The organism is Kitasatospora sp. NBC_01300 (genome assembly GCF_041435235.1).
Classification (GTDB): domain Bacteria; phylum Actinomycetota; class Actinomycetes; order Streptomycetales; family Streptomycetaceae; genus Kitasatospora.
Window position 1 is genome coordinate 785,138 of sequence record NZ_CP108409.1, and the last position, 24,525, is coordinate 809,662.

A 24,525-nucleotide genomic window follows, 5' to 3' on the forward strand; every position below is an offset into this window, starting at 1 on the left:
GATCGCTTGATCGGTGTCAGGGTCGTGTGCGTGGTGAGAGGGCCGGTACGGCCGCGGCGTCCGGGGCGTCCTCGACCGCTTCGACCAGGCGCGCCGGCGTGGGTGCCTGGAACAGGGCGCCGAGGGTGAGTTCACGGCCGAACCGCACCCGCACCCGGTTGACCAGCCGGGTCGCCAGCAGGGAGTTGCCGCCCAGCGCGAAGAAACCGTCGTCGACGCCCACCGCCGGCCGGCCGAGCACCTCGGCGAACAGCGCGCACATCGTCTGCTCCGCCGGGGTTCGCGGCTCGGGCCCCGACGGTGCCGGTGCGAGGTCGGGGACGGGCAGCGCGGCCCGGTCGATCTTGCCCCTGGGCGTCAGGGGGAAGGCGTCGAGCGTGACGATCGCCGAGGGCACCATGTAGTCCGGCAGCACCGCGCCGACGTGTTCCCGCAGCGCCGCCGGGTCGAGCCCCGAGTCCCCGGCCGGGACGACGTAGCCGATCAGACGCCGGCCGGTCGAGGCGCCCGGGCCGGCGACCACGGTCGCCTGGGCGACGGCCGGGTGCCCGGCCAGCACCGCCTCGATCTCGCCCAGCTCGATGCGGAAGCCGTGGAGCTTGACCTGCTCGTCCGCGCGGCCGAGGAACTCGAGTTCCCCCTCGGCGTTCCAGCGGACCACGTCGCCCGTGCGGTACATCCGCTCGCCCGGTGCGCCGAAGGGGCACGGCAGGAACTGACCGGCCGTGCGGCGAGGGTCGTTCAGGTACCCGCGCGCCACGCCCGCACCGGCGACGTACAGCACGCCGGCCACCCCCGGCGGCACCGGCGACAGCGCCTCGTCCAGGACGTACACCCGCCTGTTGTCCACCGGTCGGCCGAGGGGGACGACGTCGGGCACGGGCTCGCCGGGGCGCAGCACCCGGCGCGTGGTGAACGTGGTGGCCTCGGTCGGGCCGTACCCGGCGACCACCACGGAGTCCGGGCACCGGGCCAGGACGCGCCGGACGGCATCGGCCGGCACGATGTCACCGCCGGTCCACACCTGGCCGACCCCGGCCAGCGTGCCGGGCGACTCCTCGGCGAACACCCGGAACAGCCCGGCCGTCAGCCACAGCGCCCCGACCCGGTGGTCGACGATGAGCCGGTGGAGGTCCGCGAGCGCCAGCTCGCCGGGCGGGGCCACGACGACCCGGCCCCCGTTGAGCAGCGGCACCCACCACTCGTAGGTCGAGGCGTCGAAGGCGTGCGGGGAGTGGGCGAGGACCCGCGGGCCGTCCGACTCGCGCCAATAGCCTTGCGCGGTCAGGCTGATGACGTTGCCGTGGGTCAGGGCCACCCCCTTCGGCGTGCCCGTGGACCCGGAGGTGTACAGGACGCACGCCAGGTGGTCCGGGCGCAGCGGCACGACGGGGTCGGTGGCCGGTTCGTCGGCGAGTCCGGGGTCGGCGTCGACGACCACGACCGGTGTGCCGTGGGACAGTGGTGCGTCGTCCCGGGTGGCCCGGTGGGTGAGCAGCACCGCCGCCCCGGTGTCGTCCAGGACGCGGCGCAGGCGGGCCGCCGGGGCCCGGGTGTCCAGCGGCACGTAGGCGCCGCCGGCCTTGCTGATCGCCAGGACCGACACCACCACGTCGGCGGAGCGTTCCATGAGCACGGCCACCGTGCTGTCGCAGCGGACGCCCAGGGCGATGAGGCGGTGGGCCAGCCGGTTGGCGCGGTCGTTCAACTCCGCGTAGGACAGGGTGGTTTCGCCGCACACCACGGCGGGTGCGTCGGGCGTGCGCGCGACCTCGGCCGCGAAGGCCAGCGGCACCGTCGGGTGCGGCAGCGGCTGCGTGGTGCGGTTGACGGCCACGACGGTGCGCTGCCGTTCCTCGGGGGTGAGGAGATCGGGCCGGCCGATCGGACGGTCCGGGTCGGCGGCCACCGCGTCCAGGAACCGGAGGAACCGCTGCTGGTGGGCGGTGAGTTCGGCCTCGGAGTAGAGCGCGGGGTTCGCGTCGACGTCGAGCCGGGGCTCGGTGCCGTCGGAGCGGTCGTAGACGGAGAACGAGAGGTCCTCGACCGGCCCGTTGGACAGGTTGTGCACGGTGGCCCGGACGCCCGCGAAGTCCAGGTGGTAGTAGAAGGACATGATGTTGACGAGGGGCCCGAACAGGACCCGCTCCGACCGGGCCGGATCCAGGTCCCTGCGCAGGTCCTCGCTGCGGTGGCGCTGGTGCCCGCGCAGGGCGGCGACCTCCTCGGCCACCTGCCGCGCGAGTGCGGACAGGCCCTGTTCCGGGTGCACGCGCAGCCGCAGCGGCACCACGTTCGCCACCATGCCGGGGACGGACTGCACGGAGGAGCCGGTGCGCCCGGTCACCGGCATGCTCAGCACGATGTCCCGTTCGCCGCTGAGGCGGTGGAGGTAGGCGGCGACCGCCGCGGTGAAGGCGGTGGGCCAGCTCGCCCCGGCGGGCCGCGCGGCCCGCCGCAGCGCGGCCACGGTGGGCACGTCGAGGGTGCTGGTACGGCGCAGGAAGCCGTCCGAGGCGGCCGCCGAACGGCTGGCGAGGCTGACGGGATCGGGCCGCCCGGCCAGCCGGGCCGCCCAGAACTCCCGGTCCTGTTCGGGCTGTTCCGACGCGTGGTAGGCGGCGTCGTACGTCAGCAGGGTGCTCAGCGGCCCGAAGGCCGGCCGTGCCCCTCCCCTGCCCTCGACCAGCCCGGTGTAGGTCCTGGCGACGCGGCGCGCGATGAGCGACATGCTGAAGCCGTCGACCACGATGTGGTGGACGCGCTGGTACCAGAGGAAGCGGTCCGGCGCGACGGCGAACAGAGCCTGGCGGAACAGCCGGTCCCGGGTGAGCCCGACCGGCGTGGACAGGTCGGCGCGCATCCAGCGCTCCGCCGCCCGCAGCGGATCCGGTGCCAGGGTGAGGTCGACGTGGTCCATCGACCAGTCGGGCGCCGGGGTGACGACCTGCCGGGGGCCCTCGGCACCGTCGGTGAGGCGAACGCGCAGGGACTCGGTCTCGTCCACCACGCGCCGCACGGCCGTCTCGAACAGCTCCGGGTCGATCGGCCCGGGGATGTCCACGTACTCGCCGGTGTTGTAGACGGGGCTGCCGGGGCGCAGGTGGTGGGCGAACCAGATGCCGGACTGGGCCGACGACAGCGGCAGTTCGTGTCCGTCGCTCATCCGAGCTCCTCCAGGACGGCCGACAGCGCGTCGGCGAAGGGTGCGGCGTGGGGCGGCGACAGCATGTCGTGGTGGTTGCCGGGCACCTCGACCACGCTCAACGCCCCCTCGGTGCGGTCGCGCCACCGGGCGGGGACCACGACCGGGGCGGCGAGCACGGGGTGTGCCTCGGCGCTCGTGAACAGGTGGATCGGTGTCCGCAGCCGCGCGGTCGACCGGTAGCGTCGGGCGGCGTCGCCGTTGGTGGTGAAGACCCTTACCATGCGCCGCAGTTGTTCGGTGCGCACCCGCCGGGGAAGGCGCTCGTCGGCGTGCGCGTCGTGGAGCAGCAGCGAGAGGGCGTCCTGCTCGTCGAGCTCGTGGAGGTCTCCGACGGCTCCGGTGGGCAGCCCGGAGGCGAGCGCGAACCGGGCCGTCCCGTGCGCGTCATGGCCGCCTGGCCCGTCGGTGGGTCCAGCAGTGGAGCCGTCGGTGGCTCCGTCGGTGGCTCCGTCGGCGGGCGCGGGCGCTCCGACGTCGATGATCCCGAGGAATCCCGGGGGGTTCCCCTCCTCCTCCAGCAGACGGGCCATCTCGAAGGCGACCAGCCCGCCGAAGGACCAGCCGGCCAGCAGGTACGGGCCGTCGGGCAGGACGGACCGCAGCTCCCGCAGGTAGCGCTGCGCCTGCTCCTCGACGGTGGCCAGTGGCGGCTCGTCGGTGTTGTAGCCGACGGCCTCCAGGCCGTAGACGGGTCGGCCGCCGGCGAGCGGTCCGGCGGCGAGCGGTCCGTCGGGGTGTGCGGCGGGGTGTGCGGCGGGGTGCTCGGCCAGGCGTTCGGTGAGGTGTTCGGTGAGGTGTTCGGTGAGGTGTTCGGCCAGGTGGAGGAAGGAGCACACGTCGCCGCTCTGCGGGTGCACCAGGATCAGCGGCGCCCTGCGGTGGTCTCCTTCGGCCAGCGGGACGACGAGCCGGCGCAGGGCCTGCGAGGCGTTGGGCAGTTCCGCGCACAGCCCCTCGACGGTGGGGTGGCGGAACACCGTGTTCAGCGGCACGGTGACCCCCCACTCCCGCCGGACCGCCTCCACGAGCTCGACCGCCCTGAGCGAATGCCCGCCCAGCGCGAAGAAGTCGTCCCGGACGCCGACCCGCGGGGTGCCCAGCACGCGCTCCCAGATCCTGGTCATCAGGAGTTCCAGCAGGTCCCGCGGCGGTAGCGCACCCGCCTCGTGGCCGTGGCGGGCGGGCTCGGGCAGGGCCCCGCGGTCCACCTTGCCGTTCGTGGTCAACGGGATCCGGTCGAGTGCGGTGAGCGTCGTGGGCACCATGAACTCGGGCAGGGTCTCACGCAGCGAGCGCCGCAGGACCGCCAGGTCACCGGGCTGGTCCTGCCACACCAGGTAGCCGGCCAGTTCGGCGTCCGTCCCGGTGCCCCGCACCGTCACCGTGGCCCTGGCGACACCGGGCTGCGCGCACAGCGCGGCCTCGATCTCGCCCAGCTCGATGCGGTACCCCCGGATCTTCACCTGCTCGTCGGTGCGGCCGAGGAAGACCAGGCTGCCGTCCGGCAGGTACCGCGCCAGGTCGCCGGTCCGGTACAGCCTGCCGCCGTCGGCACCGAACGGGTCGGGCACGAAGCGCTCGGCGGTCAGCCCCGGCCGGTTGGCGTACCCGCGGGTGACGCCGACCCCGCCGATGTGGATCTCGCCCGGGACGCCGACGGGCACCGGGGCGCCGGCCGGGTCCAGCAGGTAGATCCGGAGGTTGCCGAGCGGCCGGCCGATCGGCACGGACCCTCCGGGCCGGGCCAGGTCCCGGTCGGCGTCCACGCGCCGGGTGACGCAGCCGACGGACGCCTCGGTGGGGCCGTAACCGTTCCAAAGCGTGGAGACCCGGTCGAGGAGCCGCCGGGCCAGGGCGGGCTGGAGCGGTTCGCCCACGCAGATCGCCTGGAACCGGCCGCCCTGCCATCCGCCGTCCAGCAGCAGGAGCCAGGTGGCCGGTGTGGCCATGAGCGTGGTGACGCCGAACTCGCGCATCATCTCCGTCAGGCGCGGGCCGTCGACCGCGACCTCCGACGGGGCGATCACCACGCTCGCGCCCCAGGCCAGGGGCATGAGCACCTGGGGGACGATGACGTCGAAGGAGATCGAGGCCACCGAGGCGACGACGTCGTCCCCGTCGAGGTCCAGCTGCCGGCCTCGGACCACCAGGTAGTTGACCACGCCCTCGTGCGGGACCAGCACGGCCTTGGGGCGGCCGGTCGAACCGGAGGTGTAGATCGAGTACGCCAGGTCGGCGGGCGTCGCGAGCGGCGGCAGCCCGTCCCCGGGCAGGGCCGCGATGAGCCCGGCCTCGTCGTCCGTCCACACCGTCGCGGCGCCGTGCTGCGGCAGCCGGTCGGCCAGGGAGCGCTGGGTGAGCAGCAGCGGCACTTCGGCGTCGGCGAGCATGAACGACATGCGCTGCGCCGGGAGGTCCGGGTCCAGCGGCAGGTAGGCGGCGCCCGACTTGAGGACGGCCAGCAGGGCCACCACCAGGTCCGCCGAGCGCGGCAGGCACACGCCGACCAGGCGTTCCGGCCGCGCGCCCCGGGCTCGCAGGTGTCGGGCCAACTGGTTGGCCCGACTGTCGAGTTCCCGGTAGGTCAGTCGCTGGGCGCCGCAGCGGACCGCCACCGCGTCGGGGGTCCGCCGGGCCTGCTCCTCGACCAACTCGTGCACGCAGAGGTCGGCGGGGAAGGGTTCGTCGGTGGCATTGGCGGCCACCAGCAGCGCTTCGCGCTCGGCCTCGGTGAGCAGGTCCAGGCGCGAGACGGGGCGGTCGGGGTCGGCGGCCGCGGCGTCCAGCAGCCGCAGGTAGTGGCCGACCAGGCGTTCCACGCTCGCGCGGTCGAACAGGTCGGTGTCGAAGGCCACGGTCCCGGTGGTGCCGGTCGTGCCGGTCGTGCCGGTCGTGGCGGTCGTGGCGGTCGTGGCGGTCGTGGCGGCCGACCGCTCGGCTATCACCAGGCTGAGGTCGACCTTGGCCGTGCCGTTGTCGACCTCGATCTGTTCGACCTCCGTCCCCACCAGCCGGAGGGCGGCGGCCGGGTCGGACAGGCCGGCGAACATCACCTGGAACAGCGGGTTGCGGTCGAGGCCTCGGGCCGGCCGCAGCTCCTGCACCAGCCGTTCGAACGGCAGCTCCTGGTGCGCGTAGGCGTCCACGGCGGTCCGGCGGACCCGGTCGAGCAGTTCGGCGAAGCTCGGGTCGTCCGCGAGGTCGGTGCGGATGACCACGGTGTTGATGAACGAGCCCACCAGCGGGTCGAGTTCCGGACGGGTCCGGCCCGCGACCGGGGTGCCGACCGCCACGTCGGACTGCCCGCTGTAGCGGGCGAGCAGGGCCTGGAACCCGGCGAGCAGCGTCATGAACATCGTCGCGCCGTGCCGCCGGCCCAGCAGCCGCAACCGGCCGGCCAGTTCCTCGGGCACCGTGAAGGTGATCCGCTCGCCCCGGCCCGCGCGGACCGGTCCGCGCGGGCGGTCGGTGGGCAGGTCCAGCGGCGACAGCCCGGACAACTGTGTACTCCAGTAGTCCAGTTGGCGCTTCAGGCGCTCGCCGGAGAGCCGGTCCCGCTGCCAGTGGGCGAAGTCCGCGTACTGGATCCGCAAGGGGGGCAGCTCGTGCTCGCGGCCTTCCAGCCGGCTCCGGTACATCGCCGACAGGTCGTCCCACAGCAGCGGCATCGACCAGCCGTCGACGGCGATGTGGTGGACGACCACCACCAGGACGTGTTCGTCCTCGCCGACCCGCAGCAGTGCTGCGCGCAGCAGCGGGGCGGCGGCCAGGTCGAACGGGCGCAGGATCTCGGACCGGACGAGGTCGAGGGCCAGCTGCGCCCGGCGTTCCGCGGGCTCGGCCCGGAGGTCCGTGACGGGCAGGTCGAGCGGCCGGGCCGGCTCGACCGAGGGGCTGGGGCGCCCGTCCCGCTCGGGGAAGGCGGTGCGCAGGACTTCGTGGCGTCGCACCAGCTCGGTGAGGCTGTGGCCGAGGGCGGCCACGTCCAGCGGGCCGTGCAGCCGGAAGACCTCGTGGACGTTGTACATCGCGGGGCCGGTGGACAGCCGCTCGATCAGCCACATGCGTTCCTGGGTGAACGACGTCACCTGTGCACCCGCCGGGCGGGGCGGGATCGCGGCCTCCGGCTCGCCCTCGGCGGCCCGGCTCCGGGCCGCGCGGACGCGTTGGTCGAGCAGGGCCCGGGTGGCGGCCCGTGTGGTGGCCGGCGCCGGGCCGGTCGACGGGCCGGTCGACTGGGCGGCTCCGGGCGCGGAACCGGTCGGCCGGCCGGGCTCGGGGCGACTGTGCTGTGCCTTCACGGGTGACGGGCCTTTCCGGCGGGAAGCGGTTCCGTTTCGGCGGCGGCGCCGAGGTCCGCCAGCAACGCCGCGTCGATGCCGTCGGCGAGTTCGGCGACGGTCGGGTGGTAGAAGAGCAGGGCGACGGGCAGTTCGAGGTCGAGTGCCCGGCCGAGTCGGGACATGACCTTCGACGCGAGGAGCGAATGGCCGCCCAGCTCGAAGAAGTCGCTGTCCACGCCGTCCGGGGTGACACCGAGCACCTCGGCCCAGGTCTCCAGCACGAGGAGCTCGGTCTCGGTGGCGGGTCCGGTCTCGGGCTCGGTCTCTGCGGCGGGCTCGGACTCGGTCCCGAGGGTGGCGGGCGCGGGGCGGCACACGCGGAGGCCCGGAGGGGTCTCCCACGCCGAGATCGGCCGTTCGGGGCTGTCGACGAGCTGGTCGAGCAACGCCCGGAAACCCTCGGAGAGTTGCCGCACCGTGTCGCGGTCGAAGAGGTCGGCGGCATAGCGGATGACGCCGGTGAAGCGATCGCCGCCGTCCGTCATGGAGACCTCGATGTCGAACTTCGCCACGTCGTTCGGTATCTGATGGGCACTCACTTCGAGTCCCGGGAGGCCGGACGGGAGCGAGGGCGGATCCTCCAGCTGGAACATGACCGTGAACAGCGGGTGTTGGCCGAGGTCGCGTTCGGGCCTCAGCTCCTGCACCAGCCGCTCGAAGGGGACGTCCTGGTGGGCGTAGGCCTCCACCGCGCCCCGCCGTACCCGGGCGAGCACGTCGGTGAAGCCGGGGTCGCCCGACAGGTCGGTGCGCAGGACGAGCGTGTTGACGAAGAAGCCGACCAGCGGCTCCACCTCGATCCGGGTCCGCCCGGAGATCGGCGTCCCCACCGTCACGTCGGACTGTCCCGTGCAGCGCGCGAGCAGGACCTGGAAGGCGGCCAGCAGCGTCATGAACGGCGTCACCTCGTGGGCGCGCCCCAGTGTGCGTATGCGCTCGGCGAGTTCCGCCGGGATCTCGATCTCGACCTGGTCGCCCCGGCCTGACCACTCCGCGGGGCGGGCTCGGTCCGTCGGGAGCACCGACGGGCTCAGGTCGGCCAAGTGCTCGCGCCAGTAGGCGAGTTGGTCCAGCATCGCCGTTCCGGCCTGGTGGCTCCGTTGCCAGTCGGCGAAATCGGCGTACTGGACGGGCAGGTCCGCCAGGGCGATCGGCCGGCCGTCGACGGCGGCGCCGTATGCGGCGGAGAACTCCTGCCACAGCACCGACAGCGACCAGCCGTCACAGGCGATGTGGTGGATCACCAGGAGCAGCAGGTGGTCGTCGGGGGCGATGCGGATCAGCCGGGCCCGCAGCATCGGAGCGGTGCCGAGGTCGAACGGGGTCGCCAGATCGGCGGCCACCAGCTCCCGGGCCCGCTGCCAGGCCTGCTCCGCAGGGGTGTGCGTCAGATCGGTGATCGTCGGCACGAAGGTCTCGACCGGCTCCGCGACGTGGCGCGGGCCGTCCTCGGTGTCGACGATCCTGCCGCGCAACACCTCGTGGCGTCGCACGACTTCGGTCAGCGCCCGGGTGAGCGCCTCCTGGTCCAGTCGGCCGCGCAGGCGTACCGCGGTCGGGACGTTGTGGTCCGGCCGGCCCGGCCGCAGCCGGTCGAGGAACCACAGCCGTTGCTGGGCGAAGGACAACAGGGTCGGAGCGTGCGCGCGCCGATCGGGACCAGGCATGACGGATCCACCTTTCACGGCGATCGGGAACGCTTCAACGCCCCGGAAATCCCCTCGCCGATTCGCTACTTGGCGAACAGTACGGCGGATACTAGGTCGGTCCCGTCTCACTCCGCAAGATCGAGAACGGGGTTGCAGGCATCAAGACAATATTTACGCCAGTCCACCGGAATCCTTATGTAGATCGAACACGCTCGACGGCTAGCATCGGCGCGGCCGACCCGACACCGTCTCTGACGTGCCGTCATGACGCGGATCACGCACTCCACTTCCGTGGACGGGCACCACGTGATAATTCTTCTGTCTCCAGGGGACGGCCGGGTGGGCCCCTTTCCTGTCGGTCCTTCATTGTTCCGGAAAAGATCGGTGAACCCGTTGCATGAACTCATCCGTTGTATATGAACCCACCCCGTTGCATGAACTCGGAGAAGTCGTGATGCAGCAGCAGAGTCTGGTGGGTTCATTCGTCTCGCACGCCACCGGCCACCCCGGCGATCCGGCGCTGATATGGCGCGGAGAAGAGACGACCTACGGTGAACTCCACCAGTTGGCGGAGCGGGAGCGCGTCCGGATCGCCGGGCTCGCCCTGGGCGGGGACGAGCCGGTCGGCATCCCGGCCGCCAAGTCGCCCTCGACGATCGCCCTGGTGCTCGCCTGCCTGTTGGAAGGACGGCGCTTCCTGCTGCTGCCCGCGCCCGCGCCGGAGGGGAGAACACCCCACGCGCTGGTCGAGCAGGCCGGAATCCGGCACGTCCTGTCGCCGGAGAGCCCCCGGGCGCCCGGACCGGGGCCGGGTACCCCGGGCCGGCCGGCGGAACCGGAGGCGCCGCGCCGCACGGAGCCCGCCGACGTCTCCTTCATGTTCACCACCTCCGGATCCACCGGGCGGCCGAAGATCGTGCCGCTGAGCACGGGGGCGGTGGACCGCTTCACCACCTGGGCCGGCGAGCGGTTCGGCATCCGCCGGGGAACAACGGTCCTCAACTACGCGCCGCTCACCTTCGACCTGTGCCTGCTGGACATCTGGACGACGCTCAAGTACGGCGGCCGCGTCGTCCTGGTCGATCCGGCCCGGGCCACCCAGCCCGGCTACCTGCTGGACCTCGTGTCCCGCCACGCGGTCCGACTCGTCCAGGCGGTACCGATGTTCTACCGGCTGCTGGTCGACGCGACCGCCGGGAGCGGCCGGCGGCTCGACACGGTCGAGCACGTCGTCTTCACCGGCGACAGCATGCCCGCCCGCTGCCTGGCCGAACTCCCGCAGCTGTTCACCGGCGCACGGTTCTACAACGTCTACGGCTGCACCGAGACCAACGACAGCTTCCTGCACGAGGTCGACGGCACCGAGCCGGCCGACGGCCCGGTGCCGATCGGGCGCCCGCTACCCGGAGTCCACGCGCTGATCGTCGGTGCCGACGGCGGGATCCTGACCGGGCCGGGAACCGGCGAGCTCCACGTCGCGACACCGTTCCAGACCGACGGCTACCTGGACCGGGAGCAGGACGCGGACAGGTTCGCGACCCACCACCACGACGGGCAGGCGCGGCGCCACTTCCGCAGCGGCGACCTCGTGCGGCGTGACCGGGACGGCCGCATCACCCTGGAAGGCCGCAACGACCACCAGGTCAAGGTCCGCGGCGTGCGGGTCAACACCCACGAGGTCGAGCAGGTGCTGCTCGACCACCCCGACGTCGTCGAGGCGGCCGTGGTGACCGTGCCGGACCCGGTGGCCGGCCGCCTGCTGCGGGGCGTGGTCCGCCGCGCCCCGGACAGCCGGCTGAACTCGCTGGCGCTGCGCCGGCACTGCGCACAACGGCTTCCGCTCACCGCCGTCCCCTCGACCCTGCTGATCGTGGACGACCCGCTGCCCAGGACGTCCACCGGAAAGATCGACCGCACATCCCTCCAGCCCGCCTGCTCCCCGTCCCAGCCAAACGAAGGAACGGCCACGTGAAACACGCCGCGGTAGTCACCCAGTTCATCATCGAGGAGTTCCTGCCGGACGTCGGCGCGAACGAACTGGACGCCGACTACGACCTCGTGGACGGAGGGGTCATCGACAGCCTCGGCCTGCTCAAGACGATCGCCTGGCTGGAGGACTGCTTCGACCTGCGCGTCGAGGAGATCGACCTCGACCTCGACCCGGACAGCTTCCGCTCGGTCGGCTCGATCAGCAGGTTCATCGAGCAGGCCCAGCAGCACCGGACGGACGCCCCCTAGTCATGCACGAGGTGCTGCGAGCGCTGATCGGCCGGGACCGCGCCGTCGTCGACCAGGAGATGTGGGGGTCCTTCTGGGACCAGCTGCGTGACGGCGCCCTCCGCTCCGGCGAGACGGTGGCGCTGCTGTCCTCGCTGTCCACCCGGATGCCCGACCGGGGCACGCTGGTCGCCATGCTCCGCTCGCTGGACGAGCGCCGGCCGGCCGTCCCCGCGCGGCTGGACGGCACGGCCAACATCGTCGGCACCGGAGGCGGGCCGGCCACGTTCAACATCTCCACCGCGGCGGCGTTCGTCGCCGCCGCCCTGGGCGTGCGCATCGTCAAGACGGGATCCCGCGCCTACACGAGCACCTGCGGCTCCCACGACCTGCTCGACCGCCTCGGCATCCGGACGACCACCTCGTACGAGCAGACCGACGACCTGCTGGAACGCTTCGGCATCGCCTTCCCGGGGAACTTCGTCTACCCGCGGGAGGTGGCACTGCTGGCCCGGAGCATCGTGCCGATGGACCTGCGGATGATCGGCGGATTCGTCAACTCCGTCGGCCCCTTCCTGGCCGCGGTGCCGGCCTCCGCCCAGCTCGTCGGTGTCTCGGACCATGCGCTGCTGCCGGTTCTGGGCCAGGTCGCCGCCACGGTCGCCGGCCGGAGGATCTGGCTGTGCTCCAACGAGCTGGGAGTCGACGAGCTCGTCAGCTCCGTCGACAACATCGTCCTCACCAATGACGGCACCGACGCGATCCGCCTGCGGGCCGAGGCTCCCGGAACGTTGCCCGGGTCTCCCGGCGACGGCACCGGCACCGGCACCGGCACCGGCACCGGCACCGACGCGATCGCCGAACTACGGCCGGCCGCAGCGGGAGAGGACGTCGTCGACCACTTCCTCGCCGTGCTCTCCGGAGCCGGGACACCTCTCGCAACGCGGACCGTCCGCCTGAACGCCGCCGCCCTGGCCGTCGCGAGCGGGCTGATCGACGGCTGGCCGGAGGCGATCCGGGCGGCCGACGACGCCCTCCGCAGCGGCGCCGCCCGCGACCTCGTCGACCGCTTGCGCACCCACCCGGCGCGCAGCGTGATCACCACGGCGCGTGCGCGATGAGCGGGTTCTTCGCACACCGGCCACCGGACCGGCCCGGCCTGGCGATGTTCCTCAACGCCGGAGACCCCCCGCTGCCCGTCCTCGCCGACGTCATGCGGATGCTCGACGACTGCCGCGTGGACTGCCTGGAGCTGGCGGTGCCCTTCCCCGACTCGGTCACCGACGGGCCGGTCATCCGCCGATCGGCGCAGCGGGCCCTGGCCGACGGCGTCGGACTCGACGAGGTGCTCGGACTCCTCAACGGGATCCTGCCCCGGCTGCGCCACCTGCGGGTGGCACTGCTGGCCGACTGGAGCCACACGGTCAGAGGCCTGACCGTGCCCGGCTTCGTCCGGCAGGTCGCCGACTCGGGCGTCGACGGCCTGCTGGTCCACGGCCTGCCGCCGCGGCTACGGGCCGGCTACCTCGAAGCGGTGCAGGAGGCGGGGCTGCCCGTGGTCGCCACCTGCTACGCCGCGTCGACGGCCGAGGTCAAGGCCGCGGCCGCCGCATCCGCCACCGCGTACCTGTACCTGGTGGCCCACTACGGCCGCAGCGGCGGCACGCTCACGGCCGACCGCCGGGAGCTGGCCGCCGCGCTGGCCGCGCTGCGCAGGACGACCGCCGCACCGATCGCCGTCGGGTTCGGCGTCCGCTCCAGGGCGGACATCGACCTGCTGCACGGCCTCGGCGCCGACGCCGCGGTCGTGGGCAGCGCCGGGGTCGCCCGGATCGAGCACGCCCTCGCCGCAGGGGCCGACGTGGTCGAGGAGCTCCACACCTTCGTACGGACCGTCTCGCCGTACTCGGCAAACCGCTGATCCGGCAAGCCGCTCATTCAACAAACCGCTCGCTCAGCAACCCGCTGATTCAACAAGCCACTCACTCAACAAACCGCTCACTCAACAAGCCGCCAGGAGGCACACCCGATGATCGTCCGACGCCTTGACGAGGTGACCACCGTGGACTGGGGCAACGGGCTCAGCCGCAGGTTCCTTCTCGAATCCGACGGCCTGGGCTACACGATGACGGACACCACCGTCCGCGCCGGCACCAAGTCGAGGCTGGAGTACCGCCGCCACCTGGAGGCCTGCTACTGCATCGAGGGAACGGGCCAGGTCGTGAACGCCGACGGCACGTCCCACCCGATCGAGCCGGGCACCCTGTACGCGCTCGACCTGCACGACGCCCACTTCCTGATCGCGGACCAGGACGCGGACCTCCGCCTGGTGTGCGTGTTCTCGCCCGCGCTGCGCGGCGACGAACGCCACAACCTGGACTCGACCGACTTCTCCGAGTACTGAGCAGGACTGACGGATGATCAGCTGGAACGCCGACCAGATCGCCCTGGGCGAGGGCATCGCCCAGTGGTGCGAGGAACTCAGCTCGGGCCATCTCGAAGGGGACGCGGAAGGCGCCTTCCCGTGGGACAAGTGGAAGCTGATCCAGCGGTCCGGAATCCTCGGCCTGCCGTTCGACGAGCAGTGGGGCGGGCTGGGCCAGGACCTGCTCACCACCATGCACGTGCTCGAACGACTCGGCACCGGATGCCGTGACGGCGGGCTGAACTTCTCGGTCGCCACCCACCTGGTCGGCGTCGGAGTCCCGCTGCAACGGTTCGGCTCGCCGGAGCTCAAGGCGCGCCACCTGCCGGGGATCTGCTCGGGAGAGACGATCGGGGCGCACGCGATCAGCGAGACCGAGAGCGGCTCCGACGCGCTGGCGATGAGGACCACGGCCACCCGCGAGGGCGACGACTTCGTGCTGCGGGGCGGCAAGGCCTTCATCACCAACGGCCCGGTGGCCGACGTGTTCGTGGTCTACGCGCGCACCCACCCGAAGGCCGGCCCGCTCAGCATCACCGCCTTCGTCGTGGAGCGGGACACCCCCGGGCTCGTCGTCGGGCCGCCCGTCGCCACCATGGGGCTGCGGACGGCGCCGCTGGGCGAACTGCACTTCGACGACTGCCGGATCCCCGCGTCCGCCGCGATCGGCCGGGTCGGATCCGGGTTCCTGGTCCTGGACCACGTGATGAAGTGGGAGATCCTCTGCTCCTTCGTCATCAACACCGGCCAGATGCGGTACCGGCTCGACCGCTGCGTCGAGTACGCCAAGGAGCGCGTCCAGTTCGGCAGTCCGATCGGCTCGTACCAGTCGGTCTCCCACAAGCTCGTGGACATGAGCATCGGCCTGGACACCGCGCGCAAGTGGCTCTACGACACGGCCGTCCGGCTCACGGAGGGCGAGAACGTCACGAGGGACATCGCCGTCAGCAAGGTCCTCACCAGCGAGAGCAACCTCTCCTCCGCACTGGCCGCCGTGCAGATCTTCGGCGGCAGCGGGTACCTGGCCGAGTACGGACTGGAGAAGGACGTGCGCGACGCGGTCGCCGGCCCGATCTACTCGGGCACGTCGGAGATCCAACGCAACCGCATCGCCGCCATGTTGGGGTTGTGACACCTGATGCTGGTCAAGATCTGCGGAGCCACCTCGGCCGAGGACGTGGCAGCACTCGACAGCGCCGGAGCCGACTTCGTCGGCCTGTGGCACGGCGTCCCAGGCGGCCGCGCCAATCTGACGCTCAGTCAACTCACCTCTCTCGCCGACGCCGTGCACCGAACGGCGCGGATGCATCCGGTCCTCGTGACCTTCCTCAACGACGCCGAGACGCTGCGCACGGCGACGGCCGCGGCCGGGGTCCGGTGGGTCCAACTGCACGGCTACCAGCCGCCGGGCCTGGTCCGCGCCCTGAAGGGCACCACGGACCTCACCGTGGTCAAGGTGCTGCACCTCGGCGCGGACACCCGCGCGGAACGGTCCCTGATCGCGGCGTACGAGCGGGCCGGGACGGACCTCTTCCTGCTGGACGCGGTCGCCGGGGACGGCCGGATCGGCAGTACCGGGCAACCGGCGGACTGCGGGGCCGTCATCGAGTTCGCGGACCGCCTCTCGCGGCCCTTCCTGCTGGCCGGCGGCATCTCGGCCGACAACCGGGAGGACTACCGGGCCGTGCTGGACCACCCCCTGTTCCTGGGCGTCGACGTGGACACGGCGGCCAGGGACCTCGACGGACGGCTGAGCGCCGACCGGGTCACGGCCGTGCGGCGCGGCTGGCGTGACCCGAAAGCGAGGGCCTAGATGACGGCCGCGTTCATCGAGGCGCTGCTGGACGCCCGCCGACCGGTGATCATGGAGCTCAAGCGGCAGGACGCCGCCGGACACGACCTGTTCGGCGACAGGTCGGCCGCCCGGCTGGTCGCCGACTACCAGGACGTCGGCGCGCCCTGCCTGTCCGTGGTCACCGGCCGGTGGTTCGGCGGCACCCCGGACCTGCTGCACGAGGTCATGGCGACGACGGACCTGCCCGTGCTGCAGAAGGACTTCATCACCCGTCGGAGCCAACTGCACCAGGCCCGCGAGAGCGGCGTGTCCGCGGTCCTGCTCACCGCCGCGCTGCTGCCGCGCGCCACCCTGGGCCATCTGGTCGAGCTCGGCCTGAGCCTGGGCCTGACGCCGTTCGTCGAGGTCACCACCGAGGAGGAGATCAGCCGCGTGCCGCGCGCCGAGGAGTGCGTGGTCGCGGTGAACAACAAGGACATCGCCACCCGCGAACGCGGCGCGGGCGACCTCGGGCGCAGCTCGTCACTCCTGCCCGCGGTGCTGGGCAGCGGCACCCGGTGCCCGGTGAGTGCCGGGGCCATCCGCGGCCCCGACGACGCCGCCCGCCTGCTCAGTGAGGGCTTCGCCGGTGTGCTCGTCGGAACGGGCCTCCTGCGCGCCGCCAGCCTGCCGGCGTGGCTGGACGGCCTCGATGCCCGTCTCGACGCCCGTCTTGGCGCCCGTCCCGGCACTCGCCTCGACACCCGTCTCGACGCCGGCTGTGAACCGGCTCCACCCGTCCGCCGCCCGGCGGCCCCCCCGACCACCGACATCTGGAGGTAACGGCATGACCAGCGCAGCACCCGAGCAGTGGAAGGTCGTCGTCAACGACGAGGAGCAGTACTCGATCTGGTCCGCCGACCGCGAGTCGCCGGCCGGCTGGCGCGAGGTCGGCGTCCGGGGCGCGAAGGACGAGTGCCTCGCGCACATCGAACACGTGTGGACCGACATGCGCCCCCGCAGCCTGCGCCTGCGGTCCGTCCCGGCGGACGGTGCGCAGTGAACCGGACGCTCGCACCGCACGACGCACGCCCGGTGGCCGAGCCCCTGCTCTCCACCACCCTGAACCTCCCGGGGTGCCAGGCCCGGGGCTGGGTCGTCGTCGACTCCATGGTCGACGGCCTGGCCCTGGGCGGCACCAGGATGACCCCGACGGTGACCGAACAGGAACTGGCCGGGCTCGCCAGGGCGATGACCCACAAGTTGGCACTGGTCGGCCTGCCCATCGGCGGCGCCAAGGCCGGCATCGCACCCGATCCGGGCGCCACCGTCGAACGGCAGGCGGTGATGCGGGGGTTCGGCCGCGCCGCGGCCCCGCTGCTGAACGGCGGGGTGTACCTGGGGTGCGACCAGGGCACCACCTACGCCGACCGGCAGGTCGCCTTCGAGGCCGCCGGGTACGACGTCACCCGCCGCCCCGGCACCACCCGCCTCACCGTCGACTGGGCCGAACTGTGGGACCACATGGGCGACATCACCGGGTTCGGCGTGGCCGTCGCGGTGCTCGGCGCCCTACGGGCCTCCGGTGCGCGGACCCCGCAACGCATCGCGATCCAGGGCTTCGGCACCGTCGGGCGCGCGGTGGCCGGCCACCTGGCCGCCCACGGCCACTCGGTGGTGGCCGTGGCCGACGTCCGGGGCACCGTCGAGGACCAGCGCGGACTGCCCGTCGCCGAACTCGCCGCGCTCACCAGCAGCGACGGCACGATCGACCGGAGCCGGCTGCCCGCCCGGGTCACCGTCCACGGGCCCGGGCAGGCGTGGCTGCACGTCGACGCCGACGTGCTGGTGCTGGCGGCCTCCGCCTCCGCGGTCGACGAGGAGGCGGTGCCGGCGGTCCGGGCCGGCCTGGTGGTCGAGGGCGGAAACCTGAGCTGCACCCCGCCCGCCCGCCGGCTGCTGCGCGAGGCCGGCCACACCGTCCTGCCGGACGTGGTCGTCAACGTCGGCGGAGCGGCGGCGACCGGGTGCGTGCTCGCCGGGCTGGCCCCGTCCGACCTGCCGCTCCCGCAGCTGTCCGCGTGGCTGCGCGAGTGGGTCTCCAGCAGGGTCGCCAGGAACTGCGAGCTGGTACAGGAGCTGAGCGCCGCGGGCAGCGCCGATCCGGTCGCGCAGCTCCTCGCTTCGCGCGGAGCCCCGGCCGACGCCTCCGAACCGGAGGTGCGGGCTGGGCGGTGACTAGGCGTCAGGACGAACCCTCACGGCCTCACTCGAACGTGGCCTCGCGCGATGCGGACCGCACCCTCCGTGGTTGCTAGCCTCCCGGGATGACCGCGACCTTCGACGAAGCCGTCCGCGCCCGGCTGCGGGCACCCAACATCTGGTACGTCGGCACCGTGTTCGCCGACGGAGCACCGCAGGTCAGCCCGATATGGGTGGATCTGGAGGGCGAGGGGGAACTGACGTTCAACACCTCGGTGGGGCGGGTGAAGGAGGAGAACCTCCGTCGCGACCCGCGCGTCTACCTCTCGCACGCGGACGCCACCGATCCCTTCGACCGCGTGCAGATCAGTGGCGTGGTGGCCCGCTTCGTCGAGGGCGAGGAGGCGCACGACCGGATGGACCGGCTGGCCCGCAAGTACCTGGGCGTCGAGCGCTTCGAGTGGACCATGCCGGGTGAGCAGCGGGTCGCGGTGATCGTGCGCCCGCTCAAGGTGCGGCACATCGTCGGGGTGGAGCGCTTCCGTCCCGGCGGGCCCGTCCCTGCCCCTGCCCCTGAGTAGTGCTCCTGCCCTCGCCGCCCTTCGCCTCATCGGCGACTCACCAGCGACTCATCAGCTACCGAAGCGACCGAAGCGACTCAAGGTTGGTGGTCAGTGCGCGCATTCGCGGTCGGCCGCGCACGGACCCGGCTGCCCTCATCAGGCCCCTCCGGTTCGATCATCTAGGCTGGCGCGATGACTGATGAGCAGGAGCGGGTGCAGCCGTCGGGAGTGTGGGCCACGGCGGTGGGAGTGGCCAGGGTGCGGGCGCTGGAGACCGAGCGGGTGGACGCGTTGTTCCGCGACCCGCTGGCACAGGCCTTCGCCACCGCCGGCGGCCTGTGGCCCTCCTCGCCGCCACCCGCCGACGAGGCCGCGCGCCGCCGCCGACTGGCCGTGTCGTTCTCCATCGTCATCAGGACGAAGTTCCTCGACGACCTGTTGCAGCAGGCCTCCGCGTCCGGGGTCCGGCAGGTCGTGCTGCTCGGCGCCGGCATGGACAGCCGCGCCTTCCGGATGGACTGGCCCGAGGGCACCCGGCTGTTCGAGGTCGACACCGCCGTGCCACTGGACTTCAAGGCCTCGGTGCTGCGCCAGGAGCGGGCCGTCGCACGCTGCGAGCGGATCACCGTCGCGGCGGACCTGCGGGAGGACTGGCCGGCCGCGCTGGCCGCCGCAGGGCACGACCCGGCCGCGCCGACCGTGTGGATCGCCGAAGGACTGCTGATCTATCTGCCCGAGGACGCGGTGGAGCTGCTGCTGGCCCGGATCAGCGCGCAGTCGGCGCCAGGCAGTCGGATGGGGCTGACCTTGGGCTCGCGCGGCGTGATCGAGCGCTTCGGCGCGGACTCCGTGCCCGGCTCGGCGGCGTCCATGTGGGTCTCGGAGATGCCAGACGACCCGGTGGACTGGCTGGCCGGGCACGGCTGGGAGGCCGACACCCACACCCTGCGCGAGCGCGCCGCCGCCTACGGCCGCCCGATCAGCACCCCGCCGCAGCGCGAGGAGCAGCCCGGCGGACTGGTCTCGGCGGTCCGCCGGTAGCGCGCCTCCCGGTTCCTCCGCCCAACAGGCGCCCAACAGTCGGCCAACAGCCGCCCGAACGCTGCCACTTCACGTGAACGAAGCCAGGCCGCCTGCGCATCCCGCTGGAGGTCGCGGATGTGCGGGCCGTGGCCGCCACGTCCAGAGCGTTCCGGCAAAGGGTTCGTCAACGGTCATTCCTCAACTCCCGGATTCCGCAGGTGGCATGCCCACCGGGCCCGGCCGGACCGGCATCCGCCGTGGTCGGGAGGTGGAGAGGAGTTGGCGAAATCGTGTCCATGACCGGTCCGGCCCCGTTGACCGCCGGTACGGCCGGGCGGTTGGCTCGCCCCGAGCCGGCCGGCGGGGGCGGGAAGCGGTGCGGGCCGAGGCAAGGGGAGGACGGTTCAGGTGGAACGGACGAACGCGAGGACCCGCGGCCGGTGGGCGGTACGGGCGGGCAGCGTGCTGGCAGCCGCACTCCTGGCCGCCACCACGGCCCAGGTCCAGGCCCAGGCCGCGCCGCTCCCGGAGGGCACCGTCACGGTGAACGTCGCCCCCGACGGCACCCCGGCCGACGACTGGTCGGAGCCGCTGGGCCTGAGCGCCGACGGCCGCTACGCCCTCTTCACCTCGCTGGCCGCCAACCTGGTGCCCGGCGACACCAACCGCCTGTACGACGTGTTCGTCCGCGACCTGTGGACCGGGCACACCGAGCGGGTGAGCGTGGCCGACGGCGGCGGCCAGCTCGACGGCTCCACCAACCAGGCGGCGATCAGCGCCGACGGCCGGTACGTGGCCTTCAGCACGAACGCCACCGACGTCATCCCGGGGCGGCACGGCGACGGCCGGTTCGACGTCTACGTCCGCGACCGCTGGACCGGCCGCACCGAACCGCTCACCGCGGGCACCGGCGCCGGCAACTCGCTCGACCCGGCGATCAGCGCCGACGGCCGGTACGTCGCGTACACCTCGGACCGCCCCGACCTCGCCCCCGGCACCCAACCAGGCCTCCAGAACGTCTATCTGACGGACCGTCAAACCGGCACCACTCGCCTGGTCAGCACCGGCCGCGCCGGCGCCCCCGCCGACGGCGGCTCGGTCGAGCCCTCGCTCAGCGCCGACGGCCAGACCGTCGCCTTCCGCTCCAAGGCGACCAACCTGCTGCCGACCGCGCCCACGGCGGCCACAACGGCCACGGCCACGACCGCCACCAAGCCCCCGCCCGCACGGCAGCTCTTCCCGCTCTACACCTACGACGCGCGCACCGGCCGGATCCAGGGCGCCAGCATCGACGCCTCCGGCACCCTGCGCGACGCCGCCAAGGCCGGGCGCCTCAGCCCCGACGGGCGCTACGCCCTCTTCCGCGTCTTCGAGCGCGAGCAGGACGTCGTCCAAGTCCGCCTCTACGCCCGCGACCTGCGCACGGGCACGGTGACCACGGTCTCCGCCGTCGACTCCCAGCCCGCTGTCATGACCGCCGACGACCGCTGGGTCTACTTCGCCTCCGACTCCGCCGCCCTCGTCCCCGGCGACACCAACGGCGTCGCGGACGTCTTCCGCCGCGACCTGTGGACCGGCCGGATCGAACGCGTCAGCACGGCGGCCGACGGCAGCCAACGGCCCGGCGCCTCCACCGCCCCCAGCGTGGACGCCCTCGGCACGACGGTCCTGTTCAGCACCCTGAACGGCACCGGCGCGGAGCTCCTGGCCCGCCGCCTGCCGCCACTCTGACTTCGGCCGAACTCCCCTCTCCGGCAGTCCCGATGACGGCGGCGGTGCAACGCGCCGGAGAGGGTCCAATTCGGTTGAGCGGCCGACACGGCCCTGGTAACAATGTGACATGATACAAGGACTCAAGATCGCCCTCCGAGCACGCCACGAGAGTGACGTAGCCGTTCTGCAGACCGAGCTGTACGACGACGTCGCCACCCGCTCCCGGGCCGACACCCGCCCCTGGCGGCCCATCTCCCCGGGCGCGGCAGAATCCCCCTACGCGCCGACCCCGCCCTCGGACGAAGCGGCCTGCTTCTCCGTACTCGAGCTGGCCACAGGGGAGTTGGCCGGGGAGGCCGTGCTCTGGGGCATCGACACCCACAACCGCACCGCCCACCTCGGGATCGCCCTGCGCCCCGGCGTGCGCGGCCGGGGCCTGGGCACGGACGTGGTCAGGGTGCTCTGCCAGTACGGCTTCGCGGTACGCGGCCTGCACCGGCTGCAACTGGAGACCCTCACCGACAACACCCCGATGATCGCGGCCGCCCGCCGGGCCGGCTTCACCCTGGAGGGCACACTCCGCCGCTCCGCCTGGGTGTGCGGCGAGTTCGCGGACGAGGCCGTCCTCGGGCTCCTCGCCGAAGACTGGAGGCCGTGAGGCTCGCCGGCGCAATCGCGTCGGCCTGAGTCGCAGCGCTCCAGGCTCGGGATCCGGCCCGGGCCCGGAGCGGTCGGGCAGCGCCCTACCAGTCGCGGACGGATTCGCAGCCCTCGATCAACCCCTCGCCGGCCCAGGCCAGATCGGCTCCCGACCCTGCCTCGGCCCCAGCCTCGGTGATGATGGCGTCGAGCGCGTCGTAGAGCTCCTCGCGCTCAATGGTCTCGATGAATCCGGCACGCGCGTCGAGTTCGTTGAAGGCTTCGCCGAACTGCTCCCCGAGCTCGACGAGCCTGGGCGTCAGAACGTCCGCCGACTCCCCCGAGGCCAGCACGGCCAGCACCGCGCGCCGCGTCGCCCGGTACTGCGCCAGCGCCTTCTTGTAGACCGCGGCGCTGATCTGCTCGCGGTCGTCCCAGTTCCGGAGCGGATTGTCGAGGTTCTCGGCGAGCCACTGGGGCTTCCGGGGCTTGGCGACCCTGACGTAGACGCCCTGGGGCTCCTCGGGCCGCCAGAGCCTCCTCATCGCCGTCGCGTACTCCGCGGGGACACTGACCAGTTCCAACGATTCCAGTTCCGGAACCCGCCCCGGCAGGAGGCAGTCCGCCTCGACCATCCCGAAGACGTCGGAGAGCCTGAGCCACTTCAGCGAAGTCAACTCGTTGAGGCTCGATGCGGATGACAAGGTCACCGGCCCGCTGAGCGTCAGGCCGGTCAGCGCCGGATACCGCTCGACGAGCCGCGCACAGTCCAGCGACCCCGCAGCCAGAACCGTCAGCCGACGCGTCTCCTCGTCGGGATCTGCGGTCCCGGGGAGAGGGTCGTTCAATTCGGTGCCGGTGATGTGCTTCGCCCACGGGTCGGACCACTGCGACTCGTCGCCCTGCTGCCGGCGCCGTGCCAGGGCCAGATCAAGCCCCATGCCCCACCCGAACGCGTAGCTGTTCGGCGTCCGGTCGTGCAGCAGCGGCAGCCTCCCGATGACCTTGTAGCTCCGAGGGAGCACCCACTCGTAGTGGCAATGCGACAGACCGAGAGGACCCCAGAGCGGCACGACGTCGCCGAGCTCCGCCACGGACACCGGCTCCGGACCGGACCAGTCGAGGTGCAGGACGCCCGCGAGCTGGTGGTCCGGGTCCAGACTGGTGATCTGTGCCGCTGTCCACTCGCCGAGGTACTCGGAGAACGCCGCGACGACATCGCCCGGGACGATGGGCCTGGGAGGTGCTGATTCCTTGACAGTAGCCATGCCCCGCACACTATTCGGCACCACCCACAACGACGTCCGCATCGTTTCGCGGGGGCCTTGCCAGACACTACGGTCACCGTACTATGGTGGAGAACGTGAAGAACAAACGCTCCATGCAGGAGCCGACCTTCCTGATCCTCACCGCGCTCGCCGACCGGCCCCGGCACGGCTACGCGCTCGGGGACGAAGTCGCCGCGATCTCCGAAGGCCGGGTACGGCTCGGCGCCGGCAGCCTCTACGGCACCCTCGACCGGCTCCTGGCCGAGGGGCTGATCCGCGTCGAGCGCGAGGAGACGGTGGACGGCCGCCCCCGGCGCGTGTTCTCCCTCACCCCGGACGGTGAACAGTCGCTCAGGGAAGAGGCCGAACGCCTCCGCTCCGCACTGCGCGAGGCCGACCGGCGCCTGACGCAGATCTGGATCCGTCCCGCAGGAGGCACGGCATGACCTCGAAGCACCCCTTGAACACGCGCCTGCTCCAACGGGCCCTCCGGCTGTACCCGGCCTCCTACGGCGCCGACGCACTCGCGGAGGTCGCCGACCTCGCCCGGCACCGGATCTCCCGCTCCGGCTCCGCGGCGGGGCTGCGCGAGGTGGCCGACGTCGCCGGGCACGGGGCCCGGCTCCGGCTGGGCATGGTCTCCCACCGGCCGCCGGGCCGGGCGTTCGCCACCGCGGCGCCGCTCGCCGCGATGCTGGCCGGAACGTACGCGGCGACCCACCTGTGGCGGAACCTGCAGCTCGCCATCAGCCCCGAGTCCCCTGACTTCCCCGCCGGAGTCCCGGCGGGAGGCGCGCTCCTGGCGGCGATGTCGCTGCTCGTCCCCGCTGTGCTGACGGCCTGCGCCGTCGCGGCCGGCCGCTGGTCGGCCGCACGGGCCCTGGCCCTGGTGTCGCTGGTACTGGCACCGCTGTTCTACGCCATGTGCCGCTTCGGGCTGCTCGACCTGGACTTCCGCACCGCAGCCGAACTCGGTCTCGGCCCCCGGGGGTTCGGGCTGGTCGTGCTCAACACCCTCGTCCTGCTGGTCGCCCCGCAGGACCGGACCCGCAGGACCGGAAGCGGGCTCTGGCTGGTCGTCGCCGCGGTCACGGCCCTGGGCGTCGGCGCCACGATCACCGGCGAGTCCGCCGAACGGATCCTCACCTCCGGCTTCGGCACCTGGGCCCCGCTCGCCACCGGCGCCACCCTGGCCTTCACCGCCCGGACGGCCGGGAACGCGGCCCTGGCCGCGACCGTCCTGGCGGCACCGCCCATACTCACCCCCATGCTCCTCGGCGGCCACGCGTCCGTCGCGGCGACGCTGCTTCAGCTCCTCATCCCGTCCGCCTTCGGCTACCTGACGGCCCGAAGCGCGGCTCTCCTCATCGCCCGCCTCCCCCGACGGAGCCGTCTCTCCCGCCCCTGACCGGCCTCCACACCACACCCACGTCACCCTCCTCGACGGAGGCAGCGCCCCAGGGGGTTTGCGGGCGGGCCCGGTCACTGGACGCTGGGGCCT

20 protein-coding genes are annotated in these 24,525 nt (G+C 72.8%); 16 read left to right on the forward strand and 4 right to left on the reverse strand.

What is annotated here, in order from left to right; genetic code table 11:
* Positions 1–16 precede the first annotated feature (16 nt).
* Genes OG556_RS37040 through OG556_RS37050 form a run of 3 tightly spaced genes read right to left on the reverse strand, consistent with a single transcriptional unit; the run spans position 17 to position 9,218 of the window.
* Positions 17–3,166, reverse strand: a complete 3,150-nt coding sequence (locus OG556_RS37040) for an amino acid adenylation domain-containing protein (protein WP_331744332.1) — start codon at positions 3,164–3,166, stop codon at positions 17–19.
* Entirely contained in the window at positions 3,163–7,509 is a 4,347-nt protein-coding gene (locus OG556_RS37045; protein ID WP_331744335.1) for an amino acid adenylation domain-containing protein, read from the reverse strand. Before OG556_RS37045 ends, OG556_RS37040 begins: the two co-directional genes overlap by 4 nt.
* Positions 7,506–9,218: a condensation domain-containing protein gene (locus tag OG556_RS37050; protein WP_331744338.1), complete on the reverse strand. Its 1,713-nt coding sequence runs from the start codon at positions 9,216–9,218 to the stop codon at positions 7,506–7,508. Before OG556_RS37050 ends, OG556_RS37045 begins: the two co-directional genes overlap by 4 nt.
* A 436-nt stretch (positions 9,219–9,654) precedes the next feature.
* Between OG556_RS37050 and OG556_RS37055 the strand changes: the two genes are divergently transcribed.
* From OG556_RS37055 to OG556_RS37120, 14 genes are all read left to right on the forward strand, one after another.
* On the forward strand, positions 9,655–11,172 hold the full coding sequence (locus OG556_RS37055; protein WP_331744339.1) for an AMP-binding protein: 1,518 nt from the start codon (positions 9,655–9,657) through the stop codon (positions 11,170–11,172).
* Positions 11,169–11,438, forward strand: coding sequence for an acyl carrier protein (locus OG556_RS37060; RefSeq protein WP_331744340.1), 270 nt, complete (start codon positions 11,169–11,171; stop codon positions 11,436–11,438). The genes OG556_RS37055 and OG556_RS37060 overlap by 4 nt, the downstream gene beginning before the upstream one ends.
* Positions 11,439–11,440: 2 nt before the next feature.
* Entirely contained in the window at positions 11,441–12,538 is a 1,098-nt protein-coding gene (locus OG556_RS37065; RefSeq protein WP_331744342.1) for an anthranilate phosphoribosyltransferase, read from the forward strand.
* Positions 12,535–13,338, forward strand: a complete 804-nt coding sequence (gene trpA, locus OG556_RS37070; protein WP_331744345.1) for a tryptophan synthase subunit alpha — start codon at positions 12,535–12,537, stop codon at positions 13,336–13,338. Before OG556_RS37065 ends, trpA begins: the two co-directional genes overlap by 4 nt.
* A 108-nt stretch (positions 13,339–13,446) precedes the next feature.
* A complete protein-coding gene (locus tag OG556_RS37075; protein ID WP_331744348.1) occupies positions 13,447–13,821 on the forward strand; it encodes an ectoine synthase in 375 nt (124 codons plus the stop codon).
* Between the two features lie 13 nt (positions 13,822–13,834).
* A complete protein-coding gene (locus OG556_RS37080; protein WP_331744351.1) occupies positions 13,835–14,974 on the forward strand; it encodes an acyl-CoA dehydrogenase family protein in 1,140 nt (379 codons plus the stop codon).
* A gap of 6 nt (positions 14,975–14,980) precedes the next feature.
* Positions 14,981–15,655, forward strand: coding sequence for an N-(5'-phosphoribosyl)anthranilate isomerase (locus OG556_RS37085; protein ID WP_331744354.1), 675 nt, complete (start codon positions 14,981–14,983; stop codon positions 15,653–15,655).
* Positions 15,656–16,459: an indole-3-glycerol-phosphate synthase gene (locus OG556_RS37090; protein ID WP_331744357.1), complete on the forward strand. Its 804-nt coding sequence runs from the start codon at positions 15,656–15,658 to the stop codon at positions 16,457–16,459.
* 4 nt (positions 16,460–16,463) lie between these two features.
* Complete coding sequence (locus tag OG556_RS37095) at positions 16,464–16,679, forward strand: MbtH family NRPS accessory protein (RefSeq protein WP_331744360.1); 216 nt, start codon at positions 16,464–16,466, stop codon at positions 16,677–16,679.
* Between the two features lie 32 nt (positions 16,680–16,711).
* On the forward strand, positions 16,712–17,854 hold the full coding sequence (locus tag OG556_RS37100) for a Glu/Leu/Phe/Val dehydrogenase dimerization domain-containing protein (RefSeq protein ID WP_371523109.1): 1,143 nt from the start codon (positions 16,712–16,714) through the stop codon (positions 17,852–17,854).
* Positions 17,855–17,943: 89 nt separating this feature from the next.
* Positions 17,944–18,399 carry a TIGR03618 family F420-dependent PPOX class oxidoreductase gene (locus tag OG556_RS37105; RefSeq protein ID WP_331744366.1) on the forward strand — a complete coding sequence of 152 codons (456 nt, stop codon included), beginning with the start codon at positions 17,944–17,946 and terminating at the stop codon, positions 18,397–18,399.
* Positions 18,400–18,573: 174 nt separating this feature from the next.
* Entirely contained in the window at positions 18,574–19,422 is an 849-nt protein-coding gene (locus OG556_RS37110) for a class I SAM-dependent methyltransferase (protein ID WP_331744369.1), read from the forward strand.
* Between the two features lie 390 nt (positions 19,423–19,812).
* Complete coding sequence (locus OG556_RS37115; RefSeq protein ID WP_331744371.1) at positions 19,813–21,135, forward strand: hypothetical protein; 1,323 nt, start codon at positions 19,813–19,815, stop codon at positions 21,133–21,135.
* A 109-nt stretch (positions 21,136–21,244) separates the two neighbouring features.
* Complete coding sequence (locus tag OG556_RS37120) at positions 21,245–21,775, forward strand: GNAT family protein (protein WP_331744374.1); 531 nt, start codon at positions 21,245–21,247, stop codon at positions 21,773–21,775.
* Positions 21,776–21,860: 85 nt separating this feature from the next.
* Here OG556_RS37120 and OG556_RS37125 read toward each other — a convergent pair whose 3' ends face one another.
* Complete coding sequence (locus tag OG556_RS37125; protein WP_331744376.1) at positions 21,861–23,024, reverse strand: hypothetical protein; 1,164 nt, start codon at positions 23,022–23,024, stop codon at positions 21,861–21,863.
* A gap of 113 nt (positions 23,025–23,137) precedes the next feature.
* On the opposite strand from OG556_RS37125, the gene OG556_RS37130 reads away from it, so the two are divergent.
* Positions 23,138–23,470 carry a PadR family transcriptional regulator gene (locus OG556_RS37130; protein WP_331745430.1) on the forward strand — a complete coding sequence of 111 codons (333 nt, stop codon included), beginning with the start codon at positions 23,138–23,140 and terminating at the stop codon, positions 23,468–23,470.
* On the forward strand, positions 23,467–24,432 hold the full coding sequence (locus tag OG556_RS37135; protein ID WP_331744378.1) for a hypothetical protein: 966 nt from the start codon (positions 23,467–23,469) through the stop codon (positions 24,430–24,432). Before OG556_RS37130 ends, OG556_RS37135 begins: the two co-directional genes overlap by 4 nt.
* Positions 24,433–24,525 lie beyond the last annotated feature (93 nt).

Excerpts from the sequence above, each read along its gene's own strand:
- OG556_RS37040 (WP_331744332.1), bottom strand. The coding sequence starts at position 3,166 with ATGAGCGACGGACACGAACTGCCGCTGTCGTCGGCCCAGTCCGGCATC.
- OG556_RS37050 (WP_331744338.1), bottom strand. The coding sequence starts at position 9,218 with ATGCCTGGTCCCGATCGGCGCGCGCACGCTCCGACCCTGTTGTCCTTC.
- OG556_RS37055 (WP_331744339.1), top strand. The coding sequence starts at position 9,655 with ATGCAGCAGCAGAGTCTGGTGGGTTCATTCGTCTCGCACGCCACCGGC.
- OG556_RS37065 (WP_331744342.1), top strand. The coding sequence starts at position 11,441 with ATGCACGAGGTGCTGCGAGCGCTGATCGGCCGGGACCGCGCCGTCGTC.
- trpA (WP_331744345.1), top strand. The coding sequence starts at position 12,535 with ATGAGCGGGTTCTTCGCACACCGGCCACCGGACCGGCCCGGCCTGGCG.
- OG556_RS37075 (WP_331744348.1), top strand. The coding sequence starts at position 13,447 with ATGATCGTCCGACGCCTTGACGAGGTGACCACCGTGGACTGGGGCAAC.
- OG556_RS37080 (WP_331744351.1), top strand. The coding sequence starts at position 13,835 with ATGATCAGCTGGAACGCCGACCAGATCGCCCTGGGCGAGGGCATCGCC.
- OG556_RS37085 (WP_331744354.1), top strand. The coding sequence starts at position 14,981 with ATGCTGGTCAAGATCTGCGGAGCCACCTCGGCCGAGGACGTGGCAGCA.
- OG556_RS37090 (WP_331744357.1), top strand. The coding sequence starts at position 15,656 with ATGACGGCCGCGTTCATCGAGGCGCTGCTGGACGCCCGCCGACCGGTG.
- OG556_RS37095 (WP_331744360.1), top strand. The coding sequence starts at position 16,464 with ATGACCAGCGCAGCACCCGAGCAGTGGAAGGTCGTCGTCAACGACGAG.
- OG556_RS37105 (WP_331744366.1), top strand. The coding sequence starts at position 17,944 with ATGACCGCGACCTTCGACGAAGCCGTCCGCGCCCGGCTGCGGGCACCC.
- OG556_RS37110 (WP_331744369.1), top strand. The coding sequence starts at position 18,574 with ATGACTGATGAGCAGGAGCGGGTGCAGCCGTCGGGAGTGTGGGCCACG.
- OG556_RS37120 (WP_331744374.1), top strand. The coding sequence starts at position 21,245 with ATGATACAAGGACTCAAGATCGCCCTCCGAGCACGCCACGAGAGTGAC.
- OG556_RS37125 (WP_331744376.1), bottom strand. The coding sequence starts at position 23,024 with ATGGCTACTGTCAAGGAATCAGCACCTCCCAGGCCCATCGTCCCGGGC.
- OG556_RS37130 (WP_331745430.1), top strand. The coding sequence starts at position 23,138 with ATGCAGGAGCCGACCTTCCTGATCCTCACCGCGCTCGCCGACCGGCCC.
- OG556_RS37135 (WP_331744378.1), top strand. The coding sequence starts at position 23,467 with ATGACCTCGAAGCACCCCTTGAACACGCGCCTGCTCCAACGGGCCCTC.